This window comes from Bacillus pretiosus (genome assembly GCF_051294775.1).
GTDB lineage: Bacteria > Bacillota > Bacilli > Bacillales > Bacillaceae_G > Bacillus_A > Bacillus_A wiedmannii.
In genome coordinates this window covers 58,825-77,132 of record NZ_JBPPHF010000002.1, presented here as the reverse complement: position 1 = coordinate 77,132, position 18,308 = coordinate 58,825, and the positions used below count along the sequence as shown (strand labels likewise).

Sequence of the window (18,308 nt, the reverse complement as noted above, 5' to 3'; positions counted from 1 at the left end):
TCATTTTATGCAATTTTACATATTTATCTATAAAGTAAACTGTATTCCTTGATCGTTCGCATCGCTATCCCTTACATCTGCTGTACTAATACCACTAAATGTTTGTACTTTTTTTCCTGTATTCGATGATCCTGATCCATTATAAGCTTTCGTTTTTTCAATCGGCTGCACGTTATATTTATCTCCTAAATTAATCGTTCCGTTACAGTTTTCAATAATAACGCCTTCCACAACTGACGGCATTTTGTCACCTACTTTCATTTCCTTACTTTTATTTTATGAGAACCGCCTAAAAAAATAGCATGTTTCCATAAGAAAAAGCACTCAAACTGAGTGCTTTTTCTTATTTACCTTTTTTCTTTTTCTCACAAGCAACTCCATCGCCATCACGATCTAAATGCTTACCATAATATGGACTATCTCTTGTAATGTCATAATATCCAGCATCGTTTGCTTCTTTACAATTAGCAAAACGTTTCGGATCCGGTTTCACTTCAGGTTTTACTTCTGGCTTTACTTCTGGCTTCACTTCTGGCTTCACTTCTGGTTGTGGTTGTTTTGCTCCTGGTCTTTCTTCAAATGGTAACGTTGCATTATATAAGAACTGAACGTATTGCTCACGACTTACATGCATTTTAGGTGCGAATTTACCATCACCAGTTCCAGCCGTAATATAATTTGATTTAATTGCAGTAATCGCAGGATTCGCCCATCCATTTCTATCTACATCCGGGAAATTATGATCGCCTCTTATTTGCAATTGGAATCCCCTTGTCAAAATTTGTGCCATTTCTTCACGAGTTAACGAATCTTTCGGTCTAAATTTTCCTGTGTTATCTCCAACGAATACACCCATCTCTGTTAAAGCAAGAATCTCTTTTTTAAACATAGTTGAACGATCCGTAACATCTTTATACGGATTGTTATACTGTTCTTTTACTGTCGGTTTTAAATGACGGAACATAAGAGCTGCAACTTGCTCACGTGTTACATCATCACCAAATCCAAAAATCCCATTTCCGTATCCAGCAACAACGTTTTTATTTGCTAAATCCATAATCGCTTTATAAGACCAATGATTGTTTGGAACATCTTTAAAATCTGCACTTGCCTGCGCTGTTCCAATTGAAGTAAATGCTGTAGTTGCAACAATTGCACCTGTTAAAATTAATTTTTTAAATCCCATACTTAAGTCTCCTTTTCTTTCCTATAATAACCATTTAACAATATAACAAATTATTTAAATATATTTTGTCACATTATGTCGAACACAAAAAAGAATCCAAAAGGATTCTTTTTTGCTAAGCATGAATGGCAATTTTGGAGACAGTTGACTTCTTCAAAAATTTATTAGGGGTAATATTTTGAAAAAGAAAGCCTTTCATATGTAGGTTAACACCACTGGAATATATAGTAAATTGATAATATTTATACGGAAGATTGCTAATGTTTAGTATAGATACTTTCCACTATATCAACAGTGAAAAGTATCTACATGAAACAATAAAAAGGTGCCTTCAAAGAGGGCACCTTTCATAAACAGACGCTATAAAACAGAATTATTTATTGTTATACGATTGTTAGATACAAAAAGTAGAGGGAAATGTTTGTAAGAAATTCTGCTTTATATAGTCTGCCTACCACTTATATTTTAATCCTCTTCACTTGAAAATAAATATAATATGCATAATTACATGAAAAAAAGAAAAGACACTCCATAGAGTGCCTTTTCAACCATTTTACTTTTAATATATCGCTTTCCATACATTGTAACATATGTATCTATATATTTTATTGAGAAAATTCTAAATCATTTTTTCTTTCATTTTCAATTATAAAATCATGTAATATAAAGGGTATGTCAAATTATTATAAAAATTGAGGTGTACTATATTTATGTATTTTGGAATTATTCCTCTTATATTGTTTATTATTTTTCTTATCTCTTACTTAAAGGATCCGCGAAAAATAATAAACGGCTTTTTATTTAATGTTTTTTTCTGTTTTTTCCTTCTTTTTTGTGTGATTATATCTGTAAATTCAAGTATTGATGTACTACGCTATAGTATAATTTTACCTATTTTAGCACTTATTCTTATGATTCCTTTCGGTGTTGTTGCTTTAATGTTTGGGCTATTTCTGAATGCGAGAATTTTAATGAAACGAGAAGGACGACGGTTCACTAACTGTTTAACACTCATTGCTGCTTTAGGTATTTTATTCTGTATATTATTCTTTTTCATAAGTCCAGCAAGTTTCTTCTCACCGCATTTGCAACCTATTTTTGGTGGAATTTCTCTTATAACCTTATATTTCTTTATACACTTATCTAACTTCTTAAGCGCTTATTTTCTATATCAATTCAACAGACCAAGGCGTAATCAAGATTTCATCATCGTTCTTGGTAGCGGCTTAATTAATGATAAAGTACCACCTTTACTTGCAAGTCGTATTCATAAAGCAATCGACTTTTACTGGAAACAAGCCGCTGTGAATACACCACCAACAATCATTTTCTCTGGTGGACAAGGTCCAGATGAAGGTCTTCCAGAAGCGGAAGCGATGCAAAAGTACGCTGTTGAAAAAGGAATCCCGCTTGAACATACAGTGCAAGAAAATCGCTCTGTAAACACATATCAAAATATGTCGTTCTCTAAAGAAATTATGGAGTCTTTAAAACCTGAAGGTAAGTATAGAAGTATTTTTACAACGAATAATTTCCATCTTTTCCGCGCTGGTATATATGCAAGACAAGCGGGGCTTAATAGCCAAGGAATCGGATCAAAAACTGCATTTTATTACTGGCCTAATGCAATGATTCGTGAGTATGTCGCAATCGTTGTGATGGGACGTAAACGTCATATGAAAGTTTGCGGAGCTATTTTAGGATTTTCTTTATTCCTATCCGTGCTTAGTTTTATCATTTCTTAATAGTCTCCCATCCTTTGAAAGGATGGGATTTCTTATACTCATTTCAAAAATATTTTAAAGATAATATGGTGATAATATTCCCTGCATACATCCATTAAAAGAGAAATTTTTCAAATTAAATGTTAAAATGAAATTTAGGTGTGAATTACGTAACAAATAAGAAACTAGTTTGAAACGAGGAAATTACATGGAGAAAATTATCAAAAACAAGCCCAATAAGCTAAAAATCGCTTCAAAAGCTTTGATGATTATTATTGGGGCATTTATTACAGCATACGGATTAGAAGCGGTATTAATTCCAAATAACGTTTCAGACGGTGGTGTGACTGGTTTAAGTATCGTTAGTTCAAGATTATTTGGATTACCATTAGGAGCTCTAATCGCAGTTATTAACATTCCTTTCGTTTGGTTAGGATATAAACAAATAGGTAAAAGCTTTGCAATTTATTCTATTATCGGGATTGCTTCATTAGCAATAGGTACCGTTGTTATGCACGGAATACCTACTATTATTGAAGGCGATACACTACTCGTTACAGTTGTTGGTGGTATTATTATCGGTTTCGGTATGGGACTAGCATTACGTAACGGCGGCGCATTAGATGGAATCGATATGCTAGCTGTATTACTTTCTCGTAAGTTACCTTTTGGAACAAGTGACCTTATTTTATTCTTAAACATGTTCGTATTTATTTTCGTATCAACAGTATTCGGTCTTCAAGGAGCTATCCTTTCGGCAATTGCTTACTTTATCGCTTCGAAAGTGATTCATATCGTTGAAGTTGGTTTAAGTGGTTCGAAAACATTTAAAATCATTACGAAAGAACCTGAATTAATGGTAGAAACAATTCGTGATCGTTTAGGCCGAAGTGCAACATATAACGAAGTATACGGTGGTTATTCAAGAGAGAAATTCAAAGAAATTTCTTGTGTAATTAACCGTTTAGAAGAAAGTAAAATGAAAGAACTTATTAATGAAATCGATCCACACGCCTTTATTACAGTTTATGACGTAGCAGAAGTAAAAGGCGGTAACTTTAAGAAACGTGATATTCATTAATCATTATGAATAAAGAGGGTGTGCCAACAATTTGGCACACCCTCTTCTTATTATGAAGTTGCAGTCTTTGTCGATAAGTCGATATATTTCAATAATCGCTGATATATTTGGAGTTGCGGTCGATATATTCTAATAATCGCTGATATAATTTTACTCTCCCCATCTTCTTCCTCTCTTAATCCATGCTACATATTTTTGAAAGGCAGGCACTTCATGTTGAAAACGCAGCGGAACATATAGAAAAAGAGTACATGTACATAGTATCCATAGAATACCTACTACAAAGTGAAATTTCATCGTTGTGCTAATAAACAAACTGAGGAATAAGACGAGGAACATAATCAAACTAAACCTTTTATATATAGTCATACTAATCTCCTCCTTATAACTTAATTGTACCAGCTAAAAGGGATTAATTTCCATAATAAAAAGACCGAAAAGCAACTTCTCCTTTTCGGCCTCTATACCTATCTTCTCTTCGTAATCTTTCCTGAACCACCGACCCTCGTTTTCGGAGGCGATGTATTCCTTGGCGGCATTTTAATAGATGATTTCGGCTTCACATCTGATCCGCTTGAACCACCTGGATTTTTCGTTATTTTCCCTTTGCTTCCAGTAGAAGGCGGAGGCGTACTACTTCCTTTTTTCGTAATACTTCCTGTATCTCCTACGGAAGGTTTCGAATCTACATTATCGCCTCGCTTAATGATAGATCCTTTCCCTTCCTTCGTAATTGGAGGCGGGGTTTTCTTTTCTTCTTTCGTAGGCGGTCTCTCTGGAATAACCGGTTTATGATTTTGTCTGTCATTATATCCGCGATAATCACCGTATGATGATTTTCGTGAACCGAATATATCGTTTAAAATACTCCCCATAATATATCCCTGCAGGAAGGATGGTTGGTAATTTTGACGGACAAATTCTTTATTACTTATTTCAATTAACGTATCAGAAGGTTTCTCTTTATCCTTTTGCAGGTTATAAATCTTATCAGAATAAACGAGGAACATTTGATTTTCGTCTTCTTTAGATGCTTGCTTCGGTTCTCTTTCATTAATGAGTTCCTTTGCGACTTCAGGAACTGACCGATTGGCGGCCCTATACACGTAAGATTCTTGTTTACCTTCTTTTGCGACAGATTCTAGTGGATAACGGTCTTGAATCGACTTTGTCTGTCCGCCTTGACAACCTGATAAGGCATATCCAGCAACAACAAGTAACGTAACGATAGCAAGTATAGGGATCACGAACGATTTAATCATGGTAAACAATCGGTTTGACATGATTACGCCCCCTTACGTTGCTCTTATAATTTGTACATCAGCAGGAATAATTGCTTCTCCCTCATACATCATTGTGCGACCATTTTGCCATTCAATACGCAATAATTTTCGATTATCTGATTGGAATTCCCATACATACTGTTCCTCTGAAGCAGAGAATGGTGTTTTTCCCATCACAACAACACGTCCGTTATATTGCTCTTCCATATGGTACTCTGTATCATCCATTTCAATTGTCGTCGGAACTTCATCAATTGAATCTAAACGACCATCGATTGGTGTATATAATTTATAATACGTATTTTCACGATCTTCAATTTTTAAATAACGAATATCTTTCCCGTCTTGCAGCGTTAAAACAATTTCTTTACGAGAATGCATACTCGTTTTCCCAGTTAATTCGTACATGACTAATGAAACTTCAATCATATCGCCAGGAGCTAACGTTAACAAACTCTTCTCCGGTTTCGGCGGTTCTGGGCTCTTCATTATATTTTTAATTCGTTTAAATAAACTCATGATTTACCCCTCCTTCTCTCTTTATAAACAAGCACCTAAAATAAGTGCACCAACGATATGTAATGATCCGGCCAACATCGCATGCGCAACACTGCCTTCTTTCGTACCTTCTTCTAAATCTAAACCGGACATTTTCTTTAACACAAATTCGATAAACATTTCTACCACTAATAAAATAACGAAAGAAACTGCTGATGCAAGTAGCGCTTGCCATAAGTCATTTGCTTTCGTTATGGATTGAGATAAAATGTACCCTTGCGCGAATAATTTCATAACGAAACGCGTTGTTACAGCTGTATTCCCATTCTTTATTTCTTTTAAATCATTGTATTTAGTAAAAATTGAATCAACCCACATAATTGCAAATAAAAGTACTGCACTTGCTCCAGTCCATACAAGCATGGCTAACACATTTGTCCATGTCATTGCAAAACCTCCTCTAAAAAGTAATAGAAAACCGACATGAATTCTCTTCAGACATGTCGGTTTCTTTGTCTATTCTATATTATTTCTCATACTGCTTCATAATACGAGCTAATTCATCGTCAACAGCAGAATTTTTGTTTAAGCTTGCGAATTCATCATCTAATGACTTTTCTTTTTTATACACTTCACCACTTGCTTCTGCTTCAGCTTCTAATTGAAGAGCTTTCTCTTCCATACGACTTAAACCAGCTTTTGCTGAATTTGAATCAAATCCAGACATCGCCTGATTAATATTCTTTTGTGCTTTCGCCGCATTTACACGTGCTACAAGTGTTTCACGTTTATTTTTCAGCTCTGTTAATTGCTTACGCATTTCTTCTAGCTTCAGGCGAAGATTATCGGCAGCAGCTTTGTTTTGCTCATAGCTTGCTTTATACTCATTCATCTTTTGCTCTGCGTTTTGTTTTTCTTCAAGAGCACGACGTGCAAGATCAAGATTGCTTGCTTGAACAGCCATATGAGCTTGCTCTTCACGTTTTTTCACAAGTGCTTCTTGCTCTTCAAATAATATTTTGAATTTCTTCTCAAGTGCAATTTGAGCTGCTACACTTTTCTCAGCTTCTTGTACATCCGCTTGCATATCGCGTAAATATTGATCCGTCATCTTAACTGGATCTTCCGCTTTTTCAATTAATGAATATACATTCGACATTGTTAAATCTCGTAATCGTTTAAATACAGACATTCTAATTCCTCCTATGACTTACCTCATATTTCAAATTCACTACTTGGAAAACTGAAAAATCTCCCTTAACAGTAAAGAATATTCATTTTTACAGCCTACGTGTTTATTATAACAAAACTAATATGTCCTTACATGTTATTTCCAAAATACAGCCAATATAATATGACATTCTATATAAAACATTGTATTCCTAATATATTCTCATTAATCCTCTTCAAAATTGACTTATTTTTATGCACTTTCACTAAATTACATTATTGTAATGTTACTGTAAGCTAACTCGATAGTTACGTTGCAATATTTCTTATACACTAATACCAGAAGCAACGAACAAGCTTCTCATCATTTCAGAACTAATACAAAAACTGTATTTACAATAAAACATATAAAAAGGAGAAATCATCATGAAAAAATTAGTAGGCATCGGATTAGCAGCAGCAATTTCATTCGGAGCATTATCAGGTTGTTCTTTATTAGGAGAGAAAGCAAACGGTTTTGTACTGTACGGATCAGAAGAACAAGTTCAACAAATTACAGATAAAAACAAAAAAGAAGTGAAAGAAAAAGACTTCTATAAAATGAAAATGACTACATTAGAGGGTAAAAAAGTTCTTGTTATGGATAAGAAAACTGGTGAAGAACTGGTGAAGAAAGAGTTACTTAGCAAAGTTGATGAAAAAGACGACACGAAACCACTTAATAAATTACCAGCTGTAACAGCAGAGCAAGGTGTATTATTTGCTAAAGAAAAAGTAGAAAATGCTACACTTGATGGGGCAAAATTAAAATACGAAGGCAATACAATTATCGGAAGTGGACGTGCATATGCCGACATGTTCGCGATTGTTGATGATGCAACTTACGTAAATGTAAAAGGCGATGAAAAATCTGTTGGGGTATTAAAATTCGATAAAGACCCTAGTAAAGAATTCCCTGGAAAAAATGGTGTAGAATCATCACAACTTGTAAAAATTAAAAAGTAAAACAAAAAAGCTTTGCGAAATTCGCAAAGCTTTTTTGCTATTTGTGAGCGATTTGCTCCATATCCGGACTACAAGTTTGCGACTGACACGATTTATTTAAAGAACATGCTGCGCATTTTCCCTTTTTACTTCTCTTTACAAAATTAACTAACGTGTATGCTGCATAACCAAAAATGATAGCTCCAATTATAATATTGACCATCACTCTAATACATCTCCTTCTAGAATCCGAGTAAGGATCCAACTTGATATATAATGAACGTTAATACATAAGCAACAACGAGTGGATAAACGACAGAGAAAATCGTCCACTTCGTTGATCCTGTTTCACGTTTAATAACAGCTACTGTCGCTAAACACGGAACATATAATAAAATAAAGAACATAAATGCATATGCTGATAACGCAGTATAATGTGCTCCCATTACATTTCCAAGCACATCTTCTTTCACCGCATAAATAATTGCCATTGTAGAAACGACAACTTCTTTCGCTAAAAATCCTGTTAAAAGAGATGCTGCAGCTTGCCACGTTCCAAAGCCGAGCGGTGCAAATAGTGGTGCAATAAATCCACCAATCATCGCTAAGTAACTATCTCCCATATCAACACCAAATCCTGATGGACCTGCATAGTTTAATAACCAAATGACAACAGAACCACCGAAGATGAATGTACCTGCTTTACGAACAAATCCTTTCCCTTTCTCCCACGTGCTTAGCCATAACGTTTTCGCTTGTGGCACGCGGTAAGGAGGTAGTTCAATGACGAAAATAGACTTTTCCGCTTTTAAAATGGTAAGAGACATAATTTTTGTAACTAATAATGCAAGAACAATACCTGCAACATATAAAGAAAACACAACAGTTGCCTGACTATGAGGGAAGAATACTCCCGCAAATAATGCGTATACAGGTAAACGTGCCGAACAAGACATAAATGGTGTTACAAGAACTGTAAGTAAACGTTCTTTTTCTTGTTCAATCGTTCTCGCTGCCATAATACCTGGAACATTACATCCAAAACCGATAATCATCGGAATGAATGCTTTTCCATTTAAACCGAAGAACTCCATAATTCTATCCATAACAACTGCAATTCGCGCCATATATCCTGAGTCTTCTAATAATGAAATGAAAAAGAATAGTGCAAAGATTTGTGGAACGAATACTAATACCGCACCAACACCAGCAATAATACCTTCTGTAACGAGTGCTTGAATAAAATCAGAAGCTCCAACACTTGTGAGCCCAGCCGTTACCCAATCCGTAAGCTGTCCACCAAAAAATTCATCTAACATATCGGATAAAGGTGTACCAATCCACGTAAACGTAACCTGAAAAATAAAAAACATAACTGCTAAAAAGATTGGAAGTCCTAAAATTTTATGTGTAATTAATCTATCAATTTTTTCCGAAAAAGGAATTTTCCCTTCTTTCTCATGCTTCATAACATTTGTTTTTAACTTTTCAATATACGCTTCACGAGTTTTGTAAATGTGCTCTTCCAACGTACAATCAAGTTTTCCTTCTAAGCGAGATCGAATGGCTACAAGTTCCTTATAAATTGGTAATGCTTTCATTTCTTTTTCTACTACTTCGTTATTGCTTAAAAATTGAAGGGCTAACCATCTTGGATGCTTATAATTCGCTGTCTCTAAAAGAGCTATTACCTCTCCAATTCCTTCGTCCATCTGTACACCATATGAAATAATGAATGGCTTTTTCTCGTTTTTGTCATTTTCTTTAAGAGTAGCAAGTAGTTCTTCACAGCCTTTTCCACTTCTTGCAACGACAGGAACGACTGTTACACCTAATAGCTCTGATAATCGTTTTACATCAATTACAATGCCTCGTTGCTTTGCCACATCGACCATATTTAATCCGATTGAAACCGGCTTTCCAAACTCAAGTAATTGCAACGTTAAATGCATATTTCTCTCGAATTGCGAAGAATCCACTATATTTAACATATGATGAAATTCGTCTGTTAGTAGAAAATTTGTAACGACACCTTCATCACGCGAAACTGGATTCAAATCATAAACACCTGGTAAATCAATTAATGTTCCTTGCTTATCTTTTAATTTACCAACCTTCTTTTCTACTGTTACACCGCTCCAGTTTCCTACGTATTCATAAGAACCAGTAAGTGCATTAAATAATGATGTCTTCCCTGTATTCGGATTCCCTAGCAAAGCTACCTTATTCACGCTAATTCCACCTTTATCATTTTCGCGTCACAATGACGAATACTAATTAACTGTCCACGACACTCCAATGTACAAGGACCTTTGAACATCGCTTTCTGCTTCATGCGAAGTTCGCTTCCTTCAGAAAGACCGAAAGCAGCCAATCTTCTCTTCAGTAAATGATCTAAAGACTGAACGCTTTTTACTAACACTTTCTCACCGATTTTAATATCTACTAAGCTCATAACCTTCCCCCTCAGAAGAGAATGATAATTATTTTCAAAAAAATTATAGCACACTCTATTTCTCTTGTACTATACCCTTTTGCTTCATATTTATTAACATTTCGCTACAATTCTATTTCAATCATTGTCATACTGTATTCGTTTGCCATTCTCATCCATTTCGCTTACAATAAACAATAACAAATAAAGAATCTCGTTATCACTGGGGGAGCCATGCCGCTGAGAGGGAACACTTCGTTCCGACCCTTCGAACCTGTTAGTTAATGCTAACGCAGGGATTGTGCAAACGTCCGAAATACATACCTCTTTTTTATTTACGTATTTCGTATCCTCCTATGATATCTATTCTTTTTTGTACAACTTGGATTTAGGGGGAGACAACATGCGTAACACCAATTTACAAGCGATGATCGAATCTGCAATTCTTGCAGCCTTCGCTCTGGTCATCGACATTTTACCACTTTCAATCAAAATATCAGCAACAGGCGGTTCCATCTCATTCGCTATGATTCCTATTTTTATTATCGCATATCGCTGGGGCTTCAAAATGGCTTTCTTAGGAGGCTTAATTTGGGGATTATTACAAATTGTCGTAGGCGATGCCATTATCGTCACACCAATTCAAGTAATCATTGAATACTTCGTTGCTTTCGCATTTATTGGATTTGCTGGTTTATTCTATCGACCAATTCAAAAAGCACTTTTAACATCCAATGAAAATAGCTTAGAACAATCCAATTTAAGTAGCCGTAAAGACAAACCTTCACAAAAACAAAACGAAGGAAAGAAAGTTATTGGTTACATTATTGTTGCTACATTTGTTGGTAGCTTTGCTCGCTATTTCTGTCACTTTATCGCTGGTATTATTTTCTGGGGACAATATGCACCGAAAGGTCAATCAGCAGTTCTATATTCTTTAATATTTAACGGTAGCACAATGATTGGCTCCTATATTCTATGTACCGTTTTACTTATCTTTTTATTTCTTACTTCACCACGCCTATTCAAGAGCATTAGTGCTTATCAACTGAACTCGAAGAAAAAGAGCGCTTAATGAGCGCTCTTTTTCTTCATATCGTAATATCAATTAAAAATACAATAAATGCACAAAAGAAAATAAATACCATTATACTTAGCCAATTGCTATGCACGGTTCATCGACTCCTTACAGAACCTCATTTTCTACCCAGATTATATCGTTTAAAAATAAAGATTAGGTAAAGATAATATGAAAATAAATTAAAAAAAGCGTAGCATGCATCATCTACGCTTTTTTAGGTAAATAAAAGTAAAATAATACACCATCTTCTGTATTTTCTGCCCCATATTCAGCATCGTGCAGTTCTAAAATATTTTTAGAAATAGCTAGACCAAGCCCAGTTCCACCTTGTGAACGCTGGCGAGCTACATCCACGCGATAAAAACGGTCCCAAATTTTATCTAATTGCTCTTCTTCAATGTGAGTACCTTTATTTTCAATACACACTTTTATACGATCTTTCTCATCTATTGTAGAAATAATAATATCCTCTTTATTCGGTGTATAACGTATGGCATTCGTAATGAAGTTCACGATTACTTGTTCAATCCGACTTTGATTTGCGACTACTTCAAATGAACATATATTTTTATGCACATGAAGTTCTTTTTTCTCTATGTCCACAGAAAGGTGTTCACATATATCTTCAATTACTGTATCGATATAAAATACATCCTTTTTCATTTTATATGTACCTGACTCAAATTTAGCTAACTCCAGCATATCCAAAATTAAAGTATCCATTTTATCTACTTCTCGTTCCATTGCCTGAAAATAGTATTCTTTTTTATGCTCAGCTACTCCATCTTTTAAAATAGAAATACAGCTTTTCATAATACTCAGCGGTGTTTTTAATTCATGCGAAACACCAGAAATAAATTCTTTCCGCGTATTTTCTAACTTTCTTTCCTTTTCAATATCTTGTTCTAGCTGTCCAATATGCGAATGGAGCTTATTAGATAATACATTAATATTTTTCGATAAATCACCAATTTCATCTTTTGAAGTAATCGGTATTTGTTCTGTGAAATCTAAGTGTGCTATTTTCTTCGTCGTATCATTTATTTTTAATAACGGCTTTGCAATTTGTTTTGAATAATAGAACGAAGCTAGAAAAATAAGAACGACTACAAATGCAATGATGTAAATGTAGTAATCTTGCACCATTTGTACAGCTTCATCTACAGGCTGTAAAGAAGCCATCGCATAAATATATGTGACTGATCCGTCTCTTTCTGTTATTGGTTTCATTAATAATTTATATTTTATATCATTTTTTTCATAGTCCATTGTTTTTATTGAATATTCTATTTGATTACTTTCATTTAGTAATACATCCCTTTGAAACTCTTTTATGCTATCTAAGAATAGACTATTTTTATAAATTGGATTTACAAGACCTTTTACATCAGGAAACTGTACTTTCGTAACACGTCCTCTTATGTAAGTATCTAATTCCTGAGCAGATTCTTCCTGAACAGCTGGTTTCTTTTCTTTAACAAGTTGTTCTTGATCCGCTCTCTTTTTCTCCTCATCTAATTTCATTTTCTCCTGAAACGCTTTTTCTAACGGTTTATTAGATCCATTTAAATTTTGCTTACCTAACGCGAAAGAGAATGGAATAAAACTATCACCTTTTTTCACGCCAGAAAAATAAATTTCTTGTCCTAAAAACGGATCTGATAATTTATTATCAATCTCCTCTATATTGACGAGATTGTATAAAGGAATTTTGAATATTTGTTGTCCAAAGCTCTTTTGTTGCCTACGATCTATCGTTACTTCAAAATAAAAATCATCCGCATGTTTTAAATTCCCATTCTGATCTAACGTTGTAATCCACGTATTATTTTCTCTTAAAAAGTCTTGCTCCAGCTTCTGAACTCCTTCTGCACTTCCTGCATAATTCAAATAATTCTTCTCAAAGGAATTTAAATTCACTTTAATATCTTCTACTTTTCGATTCGCATAATATTGTTTAAAAAATATCGTTTGTCCAATAAATATCGTCGCTAAAATTAACATACATAATGCTGTTGTGAGGGCAAATAATTTTAGTACAATCCCCTTTCTCATACATTCCCCTCAAATTTATAACCTGTTCGTACTACAGTTGTAATGCACTTTGCTTTCTCTCCTAATTTATTTCTTAAATTACGAATATGACTATTAACCGTTCGATCGTCACCAGCAAATTCATATCCCCAAATTCTTGAAATGAGTTGCTCTCGCGTTAAAACAATCCCTTGATTTTTCATGAAATACGCTAATATTTCAAATTCAGTATGTGTTAAATTAATGTCTTTCCTATCTACCGTAACAGTGCGCGATGGGAAGTGGACGTGAATACCCTGGATGGATAATGTATCATCTTCATTCTCTAGAAGTTGCTTCGTTACTTTTCTACTTTCTAACAGCCTTTTCGCTCTTGCTAATAAAATTGGTGGGCTATACGGCTTCGTCACATAGTCATCTGCCCCAAGTTCAAATCCAAGTAACGTATCATCTTCATCTACACGTGCCGTCAGCATAATAATAGGAACCTCAGATGTTTTACGAATTCTTCGGCAAACAGACCATCCATCAAGTTCCGGCAACATAATATCTAAAATAACTAAATCAACCTCTTCTTCCTCAAATACAACTAAAGCTTCTTTCCCATCTCTTGCTTCAAACACCACATATTGCTCACTCAAAAAATAATCTTTTAATATTTCACGCAAAATATCTTCATCTTCCACAATTAAAATGTTTTTTGACATAACTTATGTATCCCCCTTCCACTTTCAGAAACTATCACTTCATTTTGAATAACTAGCCGTTAACTTCGCCTCGATAATATATCTATCTGGTGCATCCCCTATATAATCAAATGGATAGCAAGTCGTTAGTGTTAATATCGGTTCTTCTTTTTTTATAATAACAGTACGATCATCCGCATGGGTAATCCATATCTTTTGAATTTCGTATGTGTAAGTTTTATTATCATACTCTAAAACAAGAGTGTCTTTTTCTTTTAACTCTCCTAAATCTGTAAAGACAGTATCCCGGTGTCCACTCAGTACAGTATGTCCCCCTCCAGATGGTGTTGTCGTTACATCACTAACGAACATTCCAACTCCTTTCTTCAACGTTGCATCATCCGCTCCCCAGTATATAGAAAACTTCTTCTTTATTTTCGGTATATTTAACAGTGCAACCTTTTCTCCTTCTTTATGTTCTGTTTGAGAAGAAGGTACTTGGGAAGTTACAGGTGTTTCGTAAGAAAGTTGATTATGTTGTATATTTTCAAGGCTCTTTAATTCTTCTTTCGTTAATTGTTGAGCAGAGCTTTTTCCTTTATACCATTCCATAGCGTAATATGATCCCGTGAATAGCCCTATGGCCATCAATATGATACCTATATAATTGAGTAACTTCATGTTCATCCCTCCATGCCAAAAATGGTAGGAATAACCTACCATTTTTAATATATGAAATTATTCCATTCTTTATAGGACAATATTTTATTTACGCCTTAACTTTATTGCGACGATTCAAACCAAATAATGTCCCTATCCCTACAAGACATGCGCTTAGTGCCATCATTGCTACATTATTGGATGCTGTGTTTGGTAATTTTTCACCTTGTACAGCTGGCTTCGCTACTTCTTTTTTTACCGCACCATTTTTTTGTTGTACTTGTGCTGCTTCTTTTTTTGCCATATCATTTTTCAACTGTTCTTGTGCTATTCTCTTTTTCTCTTCTTCACTTTTTTGCTGTTCCTTAATCACTGCTTCTTTTTTCGCCTTATCGTTTTTCAACTGCTCTTGCGCTACTCTCTTTTTCTCTTCTTCACTTTTTTGCTGTTCTTTAATCACTGCTTCTTTTTTCGCTTTATCTTGCTGCAGTTGTGCCTGTTCTTCCTTTGTTACTGTTCCAGTATCCGCACTCGCTACTGAAGAATATCCTACTGTTAAAAGTGCCATTGCACAAATTGGTAATAGTCTCTTTTTCATCTTCATTCTCTCCTTATATTTTATTCACATCAACTCGCATCGGATGTATCACTAGAATAAACAAGAGATATAAATATAAGATGCAGATGAAATATATTTCATTTAAAGATTTCATTGTAGAAAAATAAAAAAACATCGCAATATATGCGATGTTTTTTCGGGTGTGTGTCTCAATATTTACATGTTACTTTCGCGTGATTTAGAAGTAGAACGGGCCGGAGCGATAACTAATTGTCTCGGCTCAGTTTTCTTTAAGTGATTTTTGACGTTACACTTACGACGTTGAACAACCCACGCTTTAATAGGGTTTGTCAAAATAATCTTTTGCTCTTCGTTAGGGGCCTCTTCTTCAAACCTACAACTTTCGCTCCATTTATTCCATTTCATTGTAAATTTAGAAGAAGAATGATCGTCTTCTCGATCAAACAAGTGCAAAAAATCCATTTCGCCAGCTAGCATTACGGTGTTGCTAGTTGCTAAAAAAGAAAAGGTCGTCCAACGTTTCTCCATGCCCTCCTACTCCTTTTTCACATATAGAGTGCCTAAAACTTAATTTACCTAAAATATGCTTGCCTTTTACCTTACACCTATAGTTTATCCAAAACACTACTATGCAACTATCGATTTGCCTTACAACTACCTTACATTTTTGTAAGAAACAAAAAACCTTCACTCTCTATACGTGAAGGTTTCTCATTTCTTATCTATATGATCTTTCATATGATCCACTCCAGCTTCTTGTAGCTGTGACATCATACCGTGGGAAATTGCGCCTAATACTAAAGTCATTCCAATTAGTGAAATTCGAATCGCTGGTACATCAATTATGTAAGCCAAACTACCAAGAACAATTGTTAAAAGTAATGCTTTTATAAATGTTGCACTTGTATACTCTTTCTTTCTCATCATAATCACCCTCTTTGAAAGCGTTTTCTTTATATGATCAGTATATCATATCATCTGACTATTTTGTGGGGATTTCTGTAAAAAACTTATATCTTCTTTGACTTTTCCCCTTCTTTCCTTTACAGTCGAAATGTTCACAAGTTTTACACTGTAGGAGGACTCCAATGAATCTTGAAATAAAAGATACTTTAATTTCTGAAGAACAATTACAAGAAAAAGTAAAAGAACTAGCACTTCAAATCGAACGTGACTTTGAAGGAGAAGAAATCGTAGTAATCGCTGTATTAAAAGGATCTTTCGTATTCGCTGCCGATTTAATTCGTCACATTAAAAACGATGTAACAATCGACTTTATTTCTGCATCTAGCTACGGAAATCAAACAGAAACAACTGGCAAAGTAAAACTATTAAAAGATATCGATGTAAACATTACTGGAAAAAACGTAATTGTCGTAGAAGATATTATCGATTCTGGTTTAACACTTCACTTCTTAAAAGATCACTTCTTTATGCATAAACCGAAAGCATTGAAATTCTGTACGTTACTTGATAAACCTGAGCGTCGTAAAGTGGACTTAAAAGCTGAATATGTTGGCTTCCAAATTCCAGACGAATTTATCGTTGGCTACGGTATCGACTGCGCAGAAAAATATCGTAACTTACCATTTATCGCTTCAGTTGTAACGGAATAATATAATAGAATAAACTTCTATCAATCATTGATGGAAGTTTATTTTCTATCACGATTCGTAAAAGACAAAGGGAGAGAATAAAATGACAAAAACAAAATTTGAAAAAGTACTCCTCATCGTAAATCCGAAAGCAGGACAAGGTGATCTACATACGAACTTAACGAAAATCGTACCACCTCTTGCGGCAGCTTTTCCTGACTTACATATCCTTCATACGAAAGAGCAAGGCGATGCAACAAAATATTGCCAAGAGTTTGCTAGTAAAGTAGATTTAATTATCGTCTTTGGTGGCGACGGTACTGTATTCGAATGCACAAATGGCTTAGCACCTCTTGAAACTAGACCTACACTTGCAATCATTCCAGGCGGCACTTGCAACGACTTCTCTCGTACGCTAGGCGTTCCGCAAAACATCGCAGAAGCAGCAAAACTCATTACACAAGAACACGTAAAACCAGTTGATGTTGCAAAAGCAAATGGACAACACTTCTTAAACTTCTGGGGCATTGGACTGGTCTCTGAAGTATCAAACAATATTGATGCAGAAGAGAAAGCAAAGCTTGGAAAAATCGGCTACTACTTAAGCACAATTCGAACTGTCAAAAATGCTGAAACATTCCCAGTAAAAATTACGTACGACGGACAAGTATATGAAGACGAAGCTGTCCTTGTTATGGTTGGAAACGGGGAATATCTTGGCGGGATTCCGTCCTTTATCCCGAACGTAAAATGCGACGACGGAACACTTGATATTTTCGTAGTCAAATCAACAGGCATTCAAGCGTTTAAAGATTATATCGGAAAGAAACTATTTGAAGACTCAAATGAAAATGACATCTTCCACGTAAAAGCGAAATCCATTCATATTGAAACAGAAGAAGAAAAAGAAGTAGATACAGATGGAGAAAGCTCGCTTCATACACCTTGTCAAATTGAATTATTACAAGGACACTTTACGATGATTTATAATCCTGCGGTTGTATAATGAAAAAAGATGAGCTAAAATGTTAGCTCGTCTTTTTTCTTAGAAAGGTTTTAGTCTACTCTTTCATTTTTAATATGAGTTTTCGTAATCAAACTCCACCCAATTTTTCCAGTGCGTATTAGAATGCTTATTCACAATAATGCCTGGATCTTTCTTCTCTATTGCAGCGGCTACTGATTGGAAGAATTCATTTTCACTAGAGTATAACATAGACATAATTGCCTTTCACTTTCTAATAATACTCCTAATAAAATAACAGAATGGTCTATTTGCATGCCCTAGTTCTTTTTAGATACAATGAAATAA

Annotated in this window: 22 protein-coding genes, 1 pseudogene and 1 riboswitch; of the genes and pseudogenes, 6 read left to right on the top strand and 17 right to left on the bottom strand. The window is 34.7% G+C overall.

Translation table 11 applies throughout. From position 1 onward, the window contains the following. Nucleotides 1–27: 27 nt before the first annotated feature. Nucleotides 28–261 (bottom strand): spore germination protein, encoded by a 234-nt coding sequence (locus ACSG5Z_RS08520; protein WP_033657613.1) that lies wholly within the window; start codon nt 259–261, stop codon nt 28–30. Between the two features lie 82 nt (nt 262–343). Next, entirely contained in the window at nt 344–1,186 is an 843-nt protein-coding gene (locus ACSG5Z_RS08515) for an S-layer homology domain-containing protein (protein WP_435711290.1), read from the bottom strand. 710 nt (nt 1,187–1,896) lie between these two features. Between ACSG5Z_RS08515 and ACSG5Z_RS08510 the strand changes: the two genes are divergently transcribed. Further along, the gene (locus ACSG5Z_RS08510; RefSeq protein WP_087984896.1) at nt 1,897–2,931 is read left to right on the top strand and encodes a YdcF family protein; all 1,035 of its coding nucleotides are present in this window, start codon (nt 1,897–1,899) and stop codon (nt 2,929–2,931) included. A gap of 187 nt (nt 2,932–3,118) precedes the next feature. Continuing rightward, on the top strand, nt 3,119–3,991 hold the full coding sequence (locus ACSG5Z_RS08505) for a YitT family protein (protein WP_137011975.1): 873 nt from the start codon (nt 3,119–3,121) through the stop codon (nt 3,989–3,991). 150 nt (nt 3,992–4,141) lie between these two features. Here the strand turns inward: ACSG5Z_RS08505 and ACSG5Z_RS08500 are convergent, their stop codons facing one another. The 5 genes from ACSG5Z_RS08500 to ACSG5Z_RS08480 form a co-directional block, all read right to left on the bottom strand. Beyond that, on the bottom strand, nt 4,142–4,360 hold the full coding sequence (locus ACSG5Z_RS08500; RefSeq protein ID WP_088064650.1) for a hypothetical protein: 219 nt from the start codon (nt 4,358–4,360) through the stop codon (nt 4,142–4,144). A 98-nt stretch (nt 4,361–4,458) separates the two neighbouring features. After that, nucleotides 4,459–5,274 carry a DUF4247 domain-containing protein gene (locus tag ACSG5Z_RS08495; protein WP_435711289.1) on the bottom strand — a complete coding sequence of 272 codons (816 nt, stop codon included), beginning with the start codon at nt 5,272–5,274 and terminating at the stop codon, nt 4,459–4,461. A gap of 12 nt (nt 5,275–5,286) precedes the next feature. Further along, the gene (locus ACSG5Z_RS08490) at nt 5,287–5,793 is read right to left on the bottom strand and encodes a DUF4178 domain-containing protein (protein ID WP_000051753.1); all 507 of its coding nucleotides are present in this window, start codon (nt 5,791–5,793) and stop codon (nt 5,287–5,289) included. A 21-nt stretch (nt 5,794–5,814) separates the two neighbouring features. After that, nucleotides 5,815–6,219 carry a DUF350 domain-containing protein gene (locus ACSG5Z_RS08485; protein WP_000220323.1) on the bottom strand — a complete coding sequence of 135 codons (405 nt, stop codon included), beginning with the start codon at nt 6,217–6,219 and terminating at the stop codon, nt 5,815–5,817. A 79-nt stretch (nt 6,220–6,298) separates the two neighbouring features. After that, nucleotides 6,299–6,964, bottom strand: a complete 666-nt coding sequence (locus ACSG5Z_RS08480) for a PspA/IM30 family protein (protein WP_000110287.1) — start codon at nt 6,962–6,964, stop codon at nt 6,299–6,301. A gap of 404 nt (nt 6,965–7,368) precedes the next feature. On the opposite strand from ACSG5Z_RS08480, the gene ACSG5Z_RS08475 reads away from it, so the two are divergent. Further along, nucleotides 7,369–7,947, top strand: coding sequence for a lipoprotein BA_5634 family protein (locus ACSG5Z_RS08475; RefSeq protein ID WP_137035362.1), 579 nt, complete (start codon nt 7,369–7,371; stop codon nt 7,945–7,947). A gap of 37 nt (nt 7,948–7,984) precedes the next feature. Here the strand turns inward: ACSG5Z_RS08475 and ACSG5Z_RS08470 are convergent, their stop codons facing one another. Genes ACSG5Z_RS08470 through ACSG5Z_RS08460 form a run of 3 tightly spaced genes read right to left on the bottom strand, consistent with a single transcriptional unit; the run spans nt 7,985 to nt 10,381 of the window. Beyond that, complete coding sequence (locus ACSG5Z_RS08470) at nt 7,985–8,152, bottom strand: FeoB-associated Cys-rich membrane protein (protein ID WP_000989597.1); 168 nt, start codon at nt 8,150–8,152, stop codon at nt 7,985–7,987. A 16-nt stretch (nt 8,153–8,168) separates the two neighbouring features. Next, entirely contained in the window at nt 8,169–10,157 is a 1,989-nt protein-coding gene (gene feoB, locus ACSG5Z_RS08465) for a ferrous iron transport protein B (protein WP_088064653.1), read from the bottom strand. Further along, nucleotides 10,154–10,381: a FeoA family protein gene (locus ACSG5Z_RS08460; protein ID WP_000060518.1), complete on the bottom strand. Its 228-nt coding sequence runs from the start codon at nt 10,379–10,381 to the stop codon at nt 10,154–10,156. Before ACSG5Z_RS08460 ends, feoB begins: the two co-directional genes overlap by 4 nt. A 194-nt stretch (nt 10,382–10,575) precedes the next feature. Then, a riboswitch (TPP riboswitch) is annotated at nt 10,576–10,677 on the top strand. Between the two features lie 86 nt (nt 10,678–10,763). On the opposite strand from ACSG5Z_RS08460, the gene ACSG5Z_RS08455 reads away from it, so the two are divergent. Beyond that, the gene (locus ACSG5Z_RS08455) at nt 10,764–11,435 is read left to right on the top strand and encodes an energy-coupled thiamine transporter ThiT (protein WP_435711288.1); all 672 of its coding nucleotides are present in this window, start codon (nt 10,764–10,766) and stop codon (nt 11,433–11,435) included. Nucleotides 11,436–11,645: 210 nt separating this feature from the next. On the opposite strand, the gene ACSG5Z_RS08450 is transcribed toward ACSG5Z_RS08455, so the two are convergent. From ACSG5Z_RS08450 to ACSG5Z_RS08425, 6 genes are all read right to left on the bottom strand, one after another. Continuing rightward, the gene (locus ACSG5Z_RS08450; protein WP_435711287.1) at nt 11,646–13,496 is read right to left on the bottom strand and encodes a sensor histidine kinase; all 1,851 of its coding nucleotides are present in this window, start codon (nt 13,494–13,496) and stop codon (nt 11,646–11,648) included. Further along, nucleotides 13,493–14,182, bottom strand: coding sequence for a response regulator transcription factor (locus ACSG5Z_RS08445; protein ID WP_435711286.1), 690 nt, complete (start codon nt 14,180–14,182; stop codon nt 13,493–13,495). Before ACSG5Z_RS08445 ends, ACSG5Z_RS08450 begins: the two co-directional genes overlap by 4 nt. A 39-nt stretch (nt 14,183–14,221) precedes the next feature. Continuing rightward, nucleotides 14,222–14,842 (bottom strand): class D sortase, LPxTATN-specific, encoded by a 621-nt coding sequence (gene srtD, locus ACSG5Z_RS08440; protein WP_087984902.1) that lies wholly within the window; start codon nt 14,840–14,842, stop codon nt 14,222–14,224. An 88-nt stretch (nt 14,843–14,930) separates the two neighbouring features. Continuing rightward, a complete protein-coding gene (locus tag ACSG5Z_RS08435) occupies nt 14,931–15,419 on the bottom strand; it encodes an LPXTG cell wall anchor domain-containing protein (RefSeq protein ID WP_087984903.1) in 489 nt (162 codons plus the stop codon). A gap of 177 nt (nt 15,420–15,596) precedes the next feature. Continuing rightward, nucleotides 15,597–15,929, bottom strand: a complete 333-nt coding sequence (locus tag ACSG5Z_RS08430; RefSeq protein ID WP_046199459.1) for a hypothetical protein — start codon at nt 15,927–15,929, stop codon at nt 15,597–15,599. 183 nt (nt 15,930–16,112) lie between these two features. After that, nucleotides 16,113–16,328 carry a hypothetical protein gene (locus ACSG5Z_RS08425; protein WP_048541082.1) on the bottom strand — a complete coding sequence of 72 codons (216 nt, stop codon included), beginning with the start codon at nt 16,326–16,328 and terminating at the stop codon, nt 16,113–16,115. Nucleotides 16,329–16,489: 161 nt separating this feature from the next. On the opposite strand from ACSG5Z_RS08425, the gene hpt reads away from it, so the two are divergent. Together hpt and ACSG5Z_RS08415 are read left to right on the top strand one after the other, a co-directional pair. After that, a complete protein-coding gene (gene hpt, locus ACSG5Z_RS08420; protein WP_001047287.1) occupies nt 16,490–17,017 on the top strand; it encodes a hypoxanthine phosphoribosyltransferase in 528 nt (175 codons plus the stop codon). An 82-nt stretch (nt 17,018–17,099) separates the two neighbouring features. After that, nucleotides 17,100–18,002 carry a diacylglycerol/lipid kinase family protein gene (locus tag ACSG5Z_RS08415; protein WP_097856765.1) on the top strand — a complete coding sequence of 301 codons (903 nt, stop codon included), beginning with the start codon at nt 17,100–17,102 and terminating at the stop codon, nt 18,000–18,002. A gap of 69 nt (nt 18,003–18,071) precedes the next feature. On the opposite strand, the pseudogene ACSG5Z_RS08410 reads toward ACSG5Z_RS08415, so the two are convergent. Beyond that, nucleotides 18,072–18,200, bottom strand: a pseudogene (locus ACSG5Z_RS08410) (DUF7003 family protein); the annotation flags it as partial. Between the last annotated feature and the right edge of the window lie 108 nt (nt 18,201–18,308).